The organism is Paenibacillus sp. TC-CSREp1 (assembly GCF_050171015.1).
GTDB lineage: Bacteria > Bacillota > Bacilli > Paenibacillales > Paenibacillaceae > Paenibacillus > Paenibacillus silvae.
The window spans coordinates 10927-25151 of record NZ_JBNOKM010000030.1; the positions used below are offsets into that span (position 1 = coordinate 10927).

8 protein-coding genes and 1 riboswitch are annotated in these 14225 nt (G+C 46.0%); of the genes, 1 reads left to right on the top strand and 7 read right to left on the bottom strand.

The window, feature by feature from the left end:
* Positions 1–176 precede the first annotated feature (176 nt).
* Complete coding sequence (locus ACQSGY_RS28530) at positions 177–4769, top strand: collagen binding domain-containing protein (protein WP_427181933.1); 4593 nt, start codon at positions 177–179, stop codon at positions 4767–4769.
* A 162-nt stretch (positions 4770–4931) separates the two neighbouring features.
* Here the strand turns inward: ACQSGY_RS28530 and ACQSGY_RS28535 are convergent, their stop codons facing one another.
* From ACQSGY_RS28535 to ACQSGY_RS28565, 7 genes are all read right to left on the bottom strand, one after another.
* Positions 4932–5561, bottom strand: a complete 630-nt coding sequence (locus ACQSGY_RS28535) for a class D sortase (RefSeq protein ID WP_427181934.1) — start codon at positions 5559–5561, stop codon at positions 4932–4934.
* A gap of 181 nt (positions 5562–5742) precedes the next feature.
* Positions 5743–8037, bottom strand: coding sequence for a DEAD/DEAH box helicase (locus tag ACQSGY_RS28540; protein WP_427181935.1), 2295 nt, complete (start codon positions 8035–8037; stop codon positions 5743–5745).
* 17 nt (positions 8038–8054) lie between these two features.
* Positions 8055–8765: an ABC transporter permease gene (locus ACQSGY_RS28545; protein WP_427181937.1), complete on the bottom strand. Its 711-nt coding sequence runs from the start codon at positions 8763–8765 to the stop codon at positions 8055–8057.
* Positions 8765–9607 carry an ATP-binding cassette domain-containing protein gene (locus tag ACQSGY_RS28550; RefSeq protein ID WP_427181939.1) on the bottom strand — a complete coding sequence of 281 codons (843 nt, stop codon included), beginning with the start codon at positions 9605–9607 and terminating at the stop codon, positions 8765–8767. Before ACQSGY_RS28550 ends, ACQSGY_RS28545 begins: the two co-directional genes overlap by 1 nt.
* A 139-nt stretch (positions 9608–9746) precedes the next feature.
* Positions 9747–10682: a LytTR family transcriptional regulator DNA-binding domain-containing protein gene (locus ACQSGY_RS28555; RefSeq protein ID WP_427181941.1), complete on the bottom strand. Its 936-nt coding sequence runs from the start codon at positions 10680–10682 to the stop codon at positions 9747–9749.
* A 269-nt stretch (positions 10683–10951) separates the two neighbouring features.
* Positions 10952–12454 (bottom strand): amino acid permease, encoded by a 1503-nt coding sequence (locus tag ACQSGY_RS28560; protein ID WP_427181942.1) that lies wholly within the window; start codon positions 12452–12454, stop codon positions 10952–10954.
* Between the two features lie 115 nt (positions 12455–12569).
* Positions 12570–12787: riboswitch (Lysine riboswitch) on the bottom strand.
* Between the two features lie 151 nt (positions 12788–12938).
* Entirely contained in the window at positions 12939–14081 is a 1143-nt protein-coding gene (locus ACQSGY_RS28565) for a virulence factor (protein ID WP_216517680.1), read from the bottom strand.
* Positions 14082–14225: the final 144 nt, after the last annotated feature.

The following is a 14225-nucleotide window of genomic DNA, read 5'->3' on the forward strand; positions in this document are numbered from 1 at the left end:
TCATCTACACCATAATATTAATAAATGCACTACGATAACAAGGGCACTCCGAAGGAGGGGTGCTCTTTTTGCTGTTCATTTTGCCCGATTGTTCGTTGTCTATGATTTGTATAGGTCGCCCTGTTATTCTATTCCTCGGCGTTTGCAAACCATTGAGCGAGGAGGATACGTGGAACATGAAGAAACGAGTGAGCATCATGTTGATTGCACTGTTGCTAGTGACGCAATTGCTGCAAGGGCTGGTCTTAACATCAACGGTGTATGCTCAGGATGACACAAATCATATGTCAGTCGGTACAATGAATGATTCATCTTCACCATCTGTACAGGAAGAGAGTACGCTCCCTGAAGATCAGGGAGATCAGGAGGATCAGGATGCTGCTGCGGATGAAGAGACATCGCCGGCGATCGAGGATACGGAACACACTGCATCTCCTGAGGAAGCTGAACCTGCAGATGTAGCCCCGCTGGCTGCCGCTGCTGCGGCTTCAGAAATTCAGGAGAATCTGATCACTAGTGTGCAGATGTACAACCAGAAACCGGAGGAAGGCAGCAACGGTCAGATTGAAGTCAGGGGAGACAAGATTGAAGATATTCGTCCACGGATATCGGATGAGGTTGCCGTTGTATTTACATGGGGATTTGGGGATGACGCCCACGCTTACGGTGATGGATCAACCTTTACATTCCGTCTGCCTGACAAATTTATTATAGGATCACAGTTGATGGGCAGTCTGGACGGGGGTGTCGGTGAATACGTCGTGAACCCGGACGGAACGATTGTTTTCACCTTTAATGAAATGCTTGAACACGCGCAATTAGAAGGAATTTTCTATGTTTGGCTGCGTTTTGAAGAAAGTAAAATGGAAGACGGATTGAAACAGAAGATTGACTTTAGCAGCACAGGTCAGGGCATCATTAATGTGCATTTTGCAAACACAGCAAGAGATGAGCTTCAGAAATCAGGAAAAGCAAACAAAAATAATTTCAACTCGGATGAGATTGAATGGACAGTAGATTTCAACCAGGGCGAGAAGATTATGACCAATGTCGTTCTGGAGGATACCCTGCCGTCAGGGCTTTCACTTCAGGGGGATATCGAAATCCGCGAGCTGCAGGTTCAGTTGAACGGTTCTGTGAAGGAAGGCCCGGTCGTTGACAGAGCAGCACAGTTTCCTGTCGACTTGGGAGACATCAACAAAGCCTATCGCATCACCTATACAACGAGCGTTCAGGCACCCACGAGTGCTCCTTACACAGGGGTAGTCTATTCCAATGAAGTGACTCTTACAGCGGATCAGAGTGAGTATAATGAATCCGATGTTGGCCGTGTGACGGTCAGCTTCAATGAGCCGCTGAACAAGTCGGGCCAGGAAAGTGCATACGACCCGGTTACGCAGACGATTACATGGAAGGTGCAGTACAACTATAATCAGCAAACGATCACACAGGCCAATGCGTGGATTGAAGACCGTTTTGATACGGCGAAGCAAAGGCTCGTCACGGATTCACTGAATGTGTATGAAGTCGAGATTCAATCGGATGGTCGCCCTGGAGCAAAAACGCTGGTTGTTTCCTCAGAATATACAGTGAATGGTGTCGGCACAGGCTTTGAAGAGGGGTTCAAGCTTCAATTCAACAGTGATATTAACAAAGCCTATGAGATTGAATACAAAACTCAAGCCATACATCGGGTGTACGAGAATGAGACGATCGTTAATACGGTGAATACACAGGATGGCACGACCAAAGAGGGTCGTAAAAACATTGAAGAAGTCATTTTGGCGAAGAGTGTAAAAAGTGAAGATTTCAATGCCAAAGAGATTGAGTGGCAGATTGTGCTGAACCGGGATCAGAAAGAGATGACGGACATTGTCATCACGGATGATTACTCAGGCAGACACATGAAGCTTGTTCCGGGCAGTCTGCAGATCAGTGGTGATCAGAAGGACCAGTTCGAGGTAACACCTGCTGTGTCTGACCCGGCGGATGTAAATTTTGAAAAAGGATTCAGGATTCATCTCAAGCAGGACGGTATCATTGATAAGCAGCATGTAATCACTTATAAAACGAGTTTTGATCCAACGGCAGGCATGCCAACAAACAATGAATATCGAAACACCGCTACGTTGAACTGGAAGGAAGCAGATATTGCGCAGGCCGCCATTGCCAAGTCTGCCGTTGTCCGACCGCAAAGCTATACCATTGAAAATGGTAACAAGCGGGGCGATTATAGCGCCAGAGATAAAGCAATGACCTGGACCATCGACGTGAACTACAATCTGTTTGATATTCAGGAAGCCATTCTCAAGGATGCTTACATTGGAAATCAATCCTTTGTAGATGGCTCATTGAAGGTGTATGAGCTTGAATTGAAGGGTGCCAACAACGTTACTTCGGTTGGGAATGAAATCACGATATCATCGGCACAATTCCAGCTTGACCCGGATGGCAAAGGCTTCACGCTCAACCTGGGTGACATCGGTAAAAAAGCTTACCGCGTAGTGTATCAGACGAGTCTGGATGGAGAATTTGCAGTAGAGGGCTCGTACAGCAATCATGCTGTGCTGACAGATGGTGAAGGCGGACCTGTACGTTTTGATAAAACAGCAGCCGTTACACCTGCTCATGGCGGAGTATATGTGAACAAAACAGGCCGCCAGGAAGGAACATCGGATCTGGCTTCATGGGTTGTGAATGTTAATCCGAGTCAGTCCTTCGTTGCCGCAGGTTCCCAATTAACCGACACGTTATCCAGCAATCAGATTTTGCTTGCCGATTCATTGAAGCTGTATGAGGTGCAATTGCCTGCAAACAATTCAGGTAATGTTTCGGTGAAGGCAGGGCTGGTTGATCCTTCGGAATATGATCTGCTGGTGAATGGTAACACCTTTACCTTTACATTTAAAAACGACATAAACACAGCATATCTCCTGGAGTACCAGTCTTACATTAACGCAGATGACGGCGACAGAATTGAGAACAAGGTTGAGTTTGCAGACCATTCTTTCTCTGTTGTAGGAGAAGGTAATCAGTCGGGGATTCGGGTATCCTTGGCTGGTGCAGGCGGAGGGGCATCCACGGGTCTGGGTAAAGTCAAGGTGCATAAGATAGATGACACCGGAAAACCGCTGGAAGGCGTTATTTTTGCCATCTACAATGCATCCGGCACGGTCCTTCTGGAAACGATGGAACCAACAGATGAGAACGGAATGACTGAAAGCAGTCGGAATTATCGTCTGCATCTGACAACTGGAATTCCATATCGGCTTAAGGAGGTTGCAGCGCCTGCAGGATACCTGCCAGACCCGAATTTTGCTTCGGCCGCAGGTCATACCATATTATTCAAGGATGCAGAAGCAGCCTTCGAGATCATCAACGAGCAAATCCGCCAGGGCTTTGAGTTGACCAAGCTGGATGTGGCCGATTCCACCAAGGTGTTGGAGGGAGCCACTTTTGAGCTGTACCACATTCAGGGTTCCACGCGTGAGAAGCTGGATGAACTTACAACAGGAGTGGGCGGCAGAATTGCCAAGGGAGATCTGGAAGCAGGGACGTATGAATTGATTGAAATTCAGGCGCCAGAATTCTACATGGTGGATAGTACACCTATTCCATTCACCATTACAGCGAACCAGACACAGATTGTGACACTTACGAAAACGAACCAGATCGGCACAGGAGGTAAACTGACCCTGACAAAAGTGAATGCCAAGGATCAGTCTCCATTAAGCGGGGTTGAATTCGAACTGCGTGACTCTGCCAATAACGTGGTCGATACCGGGGTTACGAATCAACAGGGAATCATTGAATTCAGCAATCTCACTTACGGTGTGTATACATTGGTGGAAACGAAAGCTGAAGGGTTTGTGATTGAAACCCCGGAAACAAAGGTACCTATCAATCAGCCAGACACACAGATAACGATTGAAAATAAAGAAAATGACCGTTCGGTAAAACTGGTGAAATATAATGCAAGTCGAACGCAGCATCTGCAAGGTGCAGTCTTTGAATTACGTGCTCAATCTGCAGTGATGGGTCCGGATGGAGAATGGCTGTTTAATGTGGTAACCGGCATTGATCCGGCAGCATTGACCACGGATCTTCACGGTGAACTCCATTTGCAGCAGCTTGAACCGAATACGTATCAATTGGTTGAAGTTAAAGCACCGTCTGGATACCAATTGGAGCGGACGCCGGTGACTTTTGAGATTACGAATCAACAAACCGAAGCTGTTGTTGTAGAGAAAACAAATCAGGCTATTCCTGTATCAGGTGGACCGAGTGAACCGTATAATCCGGGAACGCCGAGTACAGGCGGTACACCACAACCGACTACACCAAACAATCCAGATCCTGATAAACCAGGCACACCGGTACAAGAAACACCAGGAATATCTGTGCCGGGTACCATTGTAACAACCCCTTCAGTACCTTCAGAAGAGAACGGGGGTACAGATAAGCCGGGCAATCATTCGGAAGAATCACCTTCACCTTCAGCGCCTGAAGCTGTGGATGGAGAGGTGACCGGGCCTCAGGTGACAGAAGGAGAAGATACGGGGGAAGAGGGTGTACTTACACCTTCAGTCGGAGAAGAGTCCGAGAGTGAGGGTTCATCGGGGAACAGCAGCCATACGTCAGCCCAAGGCATGCTGCCCAAGACAGGTGAAGAAAGCTCTATGGCTTACACAGTCTCGGGATTGATGTTGATCGCTATTGGAAGTGCCGGTTACTTGTACTTCCGACGGAGAGAGCGATTCCAACGTTAAAGCCAGATGTTGAGCACTCTTGATCTGAATCTGCATTTATAACGATAACCAAACACCCTCCCGCCTTTGCCGCGAAGAATGGAGCTTCGCAGGCAGGCGGGAGGGTGTTTTGATGTGTGCTTCTTTGTTGAGTCGGTACCACGTACAGTTGCAGCGAGACCGTTAAGAATTCACCTTTACAGCCCGTATAATTAGCCGGTGTGTTGCATCAATCAGCGGATCACAGGTAATCAAGGTTAGAACCTGTCCAAGCCCCGGATCTTCCAGCACAGATATATCGGAAGGTTCCACGACAGAAATTCGGTCAATCTTGTAGTGGATCGCTGTTTGATCGGCAAGTGTAATCTCAACCGAGTCGCCAATCTGCAGCTCGCCCAGCCGATTAAACAAGCGCCCTTTTCGATGCGCACGATGAGCGGCAATGGCAGCATTACCCGATTGTCCAATGGCAGCTGTCTCCACCAGATGAGCTGCAGCAAACCTCATATTTTCCTGAGTTGCCCCTTCCAGAACGGGCAGACGCACATCAATGACAGGAATAGAGATCATCCCGAGTGTCCCGGGTGAGGAGGATGACTTAACTGTTGCAGTCTTGAGGGTTCTCTTCTGGTCTGAATGATCGTTCTCTATGCCATGTTCGAAGGTCTGATTTAGCTGGGACAGACCTGTTTGCAGTTGTTCCAGTTCATCCAGCACGCGATTTTGCTGCCAGTCATAATACATGGCTTGCAGCGTTGGAAAGCTGATCACCAATAGACCTAACAGCACAAGCAGGACAGACCACTTCTTCAACGTGCATCTCTCCTTTGGGTCGAAAGTATAATAGATGTTTCCTTTATCTATTGTACGGATCAACCTATACAAAATATGGACAGAAGTCATCCGGTATTTTGTTTTTATGAGCTGTATATGAATAAATGAAATTCAACGGTCAAGGTATAGAGGGATGTCGGTTTGAAGAAAGAAGCCCGGATTATAGCTTTTCCCACCCGAATACCGGGCGCAGAATTTTTCTTAACCAATAGGCTATGGTTATGATCGGGGTCCATGAGCCGCGATTCAATAAGTCCTGCTGATATTGGTCGTTAATCATATAAGTCCAAGTGGAAGTAGGGCTTTTCAATCCAAACTTTTCCCACATCACAGGATCATTGGAACCTTTGAGCTTGGACAGCATATCTACTGACTTTCTATCTATTTCAGACGGTATTTGCTCGTATGCTTGGATAATTTGCTCATGAAATTCATCAATGGGATTCTGCTTCACAAGGCCGATGAGATGAATACTTTCACGAATGTAAGAGGCATATGCCAGATGTTCGGCCCATAGCTGGTCAATATAATAAAGCTGTACTCTCTGCTCTGAAGCACTCATCGGCATTGAACCATTTAAAATCTTGAGTCTTTTTTCATATAAAATTCGTCTTTGAATCTCAATAACATCTGAATAACTATTCAGCTCCTGCTGGATATGGAAGTTCTGAACCATTATTCTGCGCTGAATATAATCCAATTTTTCACGAAGCACTGGATCTTCGAGAGGTTCATGCTGCAAACGGTTGTGACTTTTGAAGTCAGCACCGAATCGAAGCAGAAACTCATCCTCCAGACTTACGAAAAAGACAGATGATCCCGGGTCGCCTTGACGTCCTGCTCTTCCGCGTAATTGGTTGTCAATCCGAATGTTTTGGTTCACATTTGTACCAATTACGTACAAGCCGCCCAGTTTGGCAACAGCTTCTGCTTGTACAGGATGACCACCGCCAAGACGAATATCAATACCACGCCCCGCCATATTTGTCGACACTGTCACAGCGTTGATTTCTCCTGCCTTGGCAATGATCTCGGCTTCTTCCTGATCGTTATCGGCATTTAGAACATGCAGACGCACACCAGCATCAGATAGCGCTTTTGCCAGAGTAACGGATTCATCGACACTTGATGTGCCAATGAGTATTGGACGCCCCGTTGAATGAACAGATAATATCTCCTGAACAAGTGCTTTATGCTTGGCTTCTTTATGGGTATAAATGCGGTGCGGATGATCAATCCTTATGTTAGCTCGATATGGTGGAATTTGTACCACTTGTAGATTATAAATGTTCTCGAATTCGAAGGCTGAAGCCTGTGCTGTTGCTGTCATTCCGCAAATCTTCGGATACAGACTAAGAAAGTGCTGTAACGTAATCGTATTAAGAGTCTTTCCACCAGCTTTTAGAGGCAGCCCTTCTTTGGCATAAAGAGCACTTTGCAACCCCTCAGGAAAATGCCTGTTTTTCATAATACGTCCGGTGTATTCATCGATTAGCTTGATTTTACAGTCCTGTACGATGTAGTCGATGTCCTTAATCAACAATAATTCCGCATGCAGTGCACAGTTTAATGATATTAATAACTTATTATTGGTGTCTGCGTACAAATTGTCGCATCCCAACAATGATTCTACTTTTGCAGAGCCGGCCTCATTCAGGTACACATTTCGTTTAAACTCATCGAAGTTATAGTGCTCGTTCTTCTGAAGCTGCCTAATTATAGAAGTCAAATGTTTCACATCGCTGCCAAATTTGTCCGGCTCGTCAGCGATGACTAAAGGAACACGTGCCTCGTCCAGAAGCAATGAATCAGCTTCGTCAACGATAACGTAGTGGAAGGGGCGCTGTACTGTTTCACTTTCAACTAGAGCGAGGGTATCTCGAAGATAATCAAATCCTGCCTCTTTGGATGTGACATACGTAATATCAGCAGCGTATGCCTCCCGTTTCTCGGAAATGCTCATGGTGGCTTGAACGGAAGCGGCCTTTACACCAAGCATTGAATAGATTGGTCCCATCCAGTTCGCATCACGGTTAGCCAAATAGTCATTAAAAGTCAATACATGAACGCCTTCACCTGTCAGAGCATGCAGATAAGCTGGCATAACAGCCGATAGCGTTTTACCTTCGCCAGTATGCTGTTCGACAAGAAATTTCTCATGCAGAGCGATGGCGGCCATAATTTGAACATCATAAGGCTGTAATCCGAGTGTTCTATGTGTCGCCTCGCATACCAACGCATAGGCATCTATGAGCAGCTCATCCAGAGGGATACCTGCCTGAGCTTTTCTTTTCAACAGGAGAGATTCCGAATGCAGCTGTGTGTTGTTCCATGTAATTAACCGTTGTTGTTGGTGGTGGACAAGCTCTGCTTTGTTTCGGTAATTATCCAACCTTAATTGATTTTCGCGATTTTTAAACTTGTGAATGAATTTGATGGCTGAAAATTTGAGCATATGTTTCCTCCTTGTGTCTATGCATCCTTCAATCGCCATTGATACAAAACAATAGATACAATCGTTCCGACAACCGTCCATGCAAAAATAAATAGAAGAGGTGTTATCAGATCTCCTGTTGTAAAACCTTTCTGAGGTATATTCAGTAAATGTACAAGCTGACTGCTCGGCATATAATTCAGTACCTTGAAGAACGGATAATTATCTTCTAATAAGGCCCCCCAGGGTGCCCCAGTAAAGAGAATAGAAACAGGTATAATCGAAAAGGAAGCATCTATTAGGGTTTTAGAGTATAAGCCACAAATAGTACCGAGGGCTGTATACAGGATAATCGAAAGAATGTTTGCAAATACAAACGCCCACATACTAGGAGGGTTATAACCAAAAATAACTAATGAAATAATCAGAACCACAGCAGACATAACAAATACTAATGTGCTTTTGCCTATTAAAACATCCAGGGGTGTAGCAGGTGTCATCATTAAAGAGCGCAACGTATTGCGTTCCTTTTCTTCTGCGAATAAGCATGCTTGTGCAAAACAGGTTAGAAGAACAAAAGTAAGATTGTGAAGAAAGCCAATCGCGCCAGGTAAATTTGGCCCAGCGCTTCGAAAAATAATAGCAAAGAGAATGGGCAAGGTTAGCATTATAGAGAGAGCATAATTTCGTGAAAACTCTTTATAATCCTTCACAAAAATCGCTTGTATACGTTTTAATGAAATATTCATTACAGCTCACTTCCAGTCATTTTCATGAAAATATCGCCTAGGCTGGGCTTTTTGGTTTCTATATGTTCGATTAATCCTGATCTCATCCAAATAGCGATTTTTTCGGCAGTAATATGATTGATCGGGAGCTCATACGCTTCCCCATTGATCAATTCGACAAAAATGATATGTTCGCAATGCTGGTTTTTTAGCTCCTTTGTGGTGCCGATGGCTTGAATTTGTCCTTGATATAAAATCGCTACACGGTTGCAAAGCAATTCAGCCTCTGCCATATCATGTGTCGTTAAAAAAATCGTTGTTCCGTTGGCATTCAAATACCGTAAACCTCTGTAAATATGTGCTGTATTGACCGGATCCAGGGCTGAGGTAGGTTCATCCAAAAATAAAAGTTCGGGCTCATGAATAATGGCGCATGCCATAAGGACACGTTGGCGCATCCCTTTGGATAACAGCTTCACCTTTTTTTTTCGTTCTCCGCTTAGATTTACAAAATGCAGGGCTTTATCAATTGAAGACGTTGGTAAATGATATAGCTGGCGATACAATTGCAGATTTTCCTCAATGGTTAATCTCTCATATAAACCAGTGTTATCCGTCAAAATGCCAAAACGCTTCTTTTGTGCTGGTTGAAGCATTCTATCCGCAGGCTCGTTAAATACCCTTGCTTGTCCACTTGTAGGATTTAGCTGCGCTGTTAAAACCTTGATTAACGTTGTTTTTCCTGAACCGTTGGGCCCCAGGAAGCCTATTATTTCTCCTTTAGGAATGGAGAAAGATACATTGGATAGTGCAGCCTTTGTTCCAAATTTCTTATAAATATGCTTCACATAAATCACAGCCATTCACACCACTTCCCTTAGCGTTGATGGCTTAAACTATAAACAGAATAGGTGTCCCCAGCCATATAATTCCCCCGAAATGTAGCTGTTTTCCCCTGAACTGTACCTTGAACTTGTTGACTGATTCGCTATTAAAGGAGAATTAAAGGTTTAACAGTATTTTTAAATCCTGCAATTTTGTTCGAGACAAGGGGACCACGTTATCTTTGCCGGTATGTAATCGTAAGCTGTAGCTATTTTTCGTCCAAGTAATTATTTCTCTTACTTTTTGCAGATTAACAATGTAGGATCGGTGGCATCTGAAAAAGCCAAAGTTGGCCAAGCGTTGCTCAAGTTCGGCCAGGGTCAAAGTGCAATGATAATTTTCGCCATCCACATGCACAATGACGGCGCCGTCTATACTTTCGATAAAATCAATCTCAGGAGGATTAAATAAAATCAATTTGCCATCCTTTTTGGTATGAATCTTCTGCAAGGTGATATTCGAACCTTGGTCAGTTGTGTCCTGCCTATCCTCTTCAGAGTCCTTGATATCCAGCTGCTGAAATCCAAGCTCATTTAACCGATAAATGACACTGCAGGATATCAGAGCATCCTCAAGATTCGAGGTTATAACTAGGATATGCTTTTCTTTCGAGAGATCCTCTATAATACGTTTAAACTGCCGACGATCCTCTTCTTCCAGGTAAAAGAAAGGTTCCTCCAATACGAGGGTGGGCTGATGAGCAAAATAGACACGCAGTAAAGTCACATACGTCCTTTTGGAAGGAGTCAGATTTTTAACTCTTACGTTGCAGATTTCCTTTAATGAAAAATATTCTAGCAGCGCAGTGGAATGAACGTCGCGACGCTCTGTTACGTTGATTAGAAACGTGATCAATTCCTCCACTGTTAAATGTAAATATTCGTTCTGCTGCGCTCGGAAAATATAATATAGTGAATGATTCTGCAGCTGGCTGATTAAAATTTCCTTTCGCTTCAGGTCTGTTATAATACCGAGCACTTGATTACATTGCATATTAAATTCAAAGTTTGGCAGAAATAATTGCTCACCATGATAAACGGATTGAAAATGCATGCTGTCCTCCTGAAAATGCTTTTGATAATACGAAAAAATCTGGGGATAACAGTGATTGGAAGGTTGTTCTGTCATCGGAGTGGATTGTGTAAATCTTTAGTTCAATTTATATAATTATAGTATTGGAATAATTGTTTGTCAGCTTCTACCATATATCTAACCTGCCATTCATATATTTTTTCAAAGTGAAATAGTGGGGGAAGACAGAAAAATCCCCTGTTCCATACAGAGCACTCTGTAGAATAGGGGATAAGAATAAAGCATCAGCTTTACGCCTTGATATCTGATGATTCAGCAGGAGAGAAGTCACACTCCTGCAGCGGCACAACTTTGGTCTTTTTGATCCATTTGTAGCCGAGCCAGAGGATGAGGAACAGCGGCAAGCTTAGATATGCGACAAGCACTCCGCTCCAGTCAATCTGGTCACCTGTAAAGGCTTGATAGTTCTGCCCAAGGATGACGATGATGCACAGGACAAATGCAAAGATCGGTCCAAATGGAAACCACCGTGCACGGTAAGGAAGCTCACTCAGGTCGCGTCCTTGTGCAACGTAGGCGCGCCGGAAGCGGTAATGACTGATAGCAATACCCAGCCATGTAATAAAGCCGCACATCCCGGACGCATTCAACAGCCACGTATATACAATACCATCACCGAAGAGAGAGGCCAGAAAGGCGAGCATTCCTACAGCGGTTGTCACAAGCAGAGCGTTCATCGGAATGCCGCGTTTGTTAAGCTTGCCAAGAAAACGAGGAGCTTTGCCATCTCGGGCAAGGGCGTAGAGCACCCGGCTTGAAGCATACATGCCGGAGTTGCCAGCTGAAAGCACGGAAGTCAGAATAACGGCGTTCATGACAGAAGCTGCAATTGCAAGTCCTGCTTTTTCAAAGACAAGGGTGAACGGGCTGACGCCGATATTTTTGAGATCACCTTTGAGCAGGTTCGGGTGAGTATACGGGATAATCAAACTGATAACCGTAATCGCCAAAATATAAAAGATCAGAATACGCCAGAAGACCTGGCGAATGGCACGAGGTACGTTTTCGCGCGGGTTCTCGCTTTCTCCAGCTGCGACACCAATCAGCTCCGTCCCCTGGAAAGAGAAGCCCGCTGCCATAAATACACCGAGCACGGCGAAGAAGCCGCCATGGAACGGGGCATCACCGATTGTAAAGTTGCTGAAGCCTACTGCTTCACCACCCATAATGCCAAAGATCATCAATACGCCGACAGTAAGAAAAATAATTACGGTGGCGACTTTAATAATCGCGAACCAGTATTCGGATTCTCCATATCCTTTGACAGATAGAATGTTCAAGGCAAAGATCAGCACAAGGAAAAGCAGACTCCATAACATGGAGGAGCTGTCAGGGAACCAGTACTTGATCAGCACTGTCGCTGCAGCAAGCTCGGCCGCTATGGTCACTGCCCAGTTGTACCAGAAGTTCCAGCCCATGGCGAAGCCGAGAGCGGGATCAACGAAACGGGCGGCATACGTATTAAAAGAACCGGAGTCCGGCATAAAAGTTGCAAGTTCACCGAGACTGGTCATCAGGAAATAAACCATGATTCCGACAGCCGCATAGGCGAGCAGTGCACCGCCCGGTCCTGCTGTCGAGATGGCCGTACCGCTTGCGAGAAACAGCCCGGTACCAATCGAACCGCCCAAAGCGATCATGGTCATGTGACGGGCCCGTAATCCTTTTTTCAGGGAAGGCCCGGTTGTTGAATTTGTCTTTGTTGATGGTGTTCGGTTGCTGCGGTCTTGCATGAAAACACTCCTTCATTTGTAATACTGATGCAGATCATAGCTCCATAAACCAAAAAAAAGACCACAGGCATCAACCAGCGGTCTCTATATTCAATGTCCGCACCATGTCCTTGACGATTAAGATAGCTCAACACAGAAGAAAGCATACCTTGTCCCAAGGTATTGCATGCTTGCTGTGACAGTTCTGCACCTTTCGGCTGCAGCCCCAGCTCAATCGGACTGATGAAGGAACGTCCATTGAGCTTCGGCGGGTACACCTTTCGGCTGATATCATAAGCGGCTCCTTGCGCCTCCTTCAGCGTACTGATCGCACCCGCGACCTCTACCTCACCATACTATGGATGAGGTGTATCTATTGTTTATGAAATTTTTGAAATACGCTAGAGCAGCGTGCAATCTGTTTATCAAACAGACAACAAGTATACCGCTACTCGTTTTACAGTGCAATAACAAATGTTGGTTGTCTATCAGCAAAAAGGTACTGCTAGTCCTGCTTTTTGTTTCGTCCAGCCATCTGCTGCCATACCGTTCCGGCGGCTTGTTCACCGGACTCGATGCGCTCCAGAGCCATCTTGGCCTGCAGGCTCACTTCGAACTCAGGGTCTTCAGCGGCAAGACGCAGTGCCTGCTCTGCTTCCTCGGTTCCAACCTCGTATAGAAAACGGGCTGCACGCCAGCGCACCAGCTTGCTTTTGTCGGTTAACGTTTCAATCATGGCTGGTGTGGCAGCCGGATCACCGATGTCTGATAACGTATCGCCAGCTGTACGCCTTACAGCAGGTGAGCTGTCGCGAAGTGCTTCATAGAGAAGCTCCATCGCTTCCGGTGTACGGATATCCCCCAGATACACAACAGCCAGACGACGAATCTGCATTTTGCTGTCACGCAGTGCCTGAGCAACCAGTGGGAGTCTTTCCTCCGTTGGCTCCATGCTGTCCAGTGCAGCATATCTGACATTCCAGTCTTCGCTGCGCAGCGCTGCTTCCAGCTCTGCTCCATCCAGGGCACGGCGGCGTTCAACAAACTCTTCTGTATTGGTACCATGCGCAATCGCTTGCTGAATCACTTGCTCCAACCGTTCGGGAGGATAGGCCGCCTCCAGTTCCTGTTCGACTTCCCGTGCAATATCCGGGAGTTCGCCGTAACGTACGCCATAATCGGTCAGTTTGCGTTCCTTGATCAGCGTAGCGCTGGCAACCTCGGTGACGGCTTTGACGAAACGGTCCGACAGGGAAATCCGTTCCTCTTTAGCTCCGGCTTTGACACGAATCTGCATGGGTACTCCGCGGAAAAACTGTACAAACACTTGCGCTTCTCCGAAGTGTTCACCTGAAGCATCCTCGGATTCAATCCAGTCCAGGTCGATGCCCTCCTGACCCAGACGGCTCTGCACTTCTCCGAGAATAACCGACCAGTCCGCGTTACCTTTTCGATCCAGCGCAACGAAGTCAGTCGTGTGGAATACACTTTTGACTCCGGGAATGTGCAGCATCTGACGAATAAACGCCGGAGCTGAACGTTCGTTATCCAGAGTATAGGTTCTGCGAATCCCGTCCTCCAGACGTTCGTCGAGATGCAGCATCATTGTATTTGGACTCGGTGTTGGTTCGATGGAAATGATATTCATGGGTGCAACCTCCTATAATACCAGTTTGATACGTGTTCTCCCGTAAAGTTAATCACACGGGTGTAGCTCTATTTTACATGAAATCAGGCAAACTGCGAAATCGTGGCGGGCTCCAAGCTATTCTACCCAACGAAACATGTTAAG

Bases quoted from the DNA above. Each gene is read 5' to 3' on its own strand.
- ACQSGY_RS28530 (WP_427181933.1), top strand. From the start codon at position 177: ATGAAGAAACGAGTGAGCATCATGTTGATTGCACTGTTGCTAGTGACG.
- ACQSGY_RS28550 (WP_427181939.1), bottom strand. From the start codon at position 9,607: ATGGCTGTGATTTATGTGAAGCATATTTATAAGAAATTTGGAACAAAG.
- ACQSGY_RS28555 (WP_427181941.1), bottom strand. From the start codon at position 10,682: ATGCATTTTCAATCCGTTTATCATGGTGAGCAATTATTTCTGCCAAAC.
- ACQSGY_RS28565 (WP_216517680.1), bottom strand. From the start codon at position 14,081: ATGAATATCATTTCCATCGAACCAACACCGAGTCCAAATACAATGATG.
- ACQSGY_RS28545 (WP_427181937.1), bottom strand. From the start codon at position 8,765: ATGAATATTTCATTAAAACGTATACAAGCGATTTTTGTGAAGGATTAT.
- ACQSGY_RS28560 (WP_427181942.1), bottom strand. From the start codon at position 12,454: ATGCAAGACCGCAGCAACCGAACACCATCAACAAAGACAAATTCAACA.
- ACQSGY_RS28540 (WP_427181935.1), bottom strand. From the start codon at position 8,037: ATGCTCAAATTTTCAGCCATCAAATTCATTCACAAGTTTAAAAATCGC.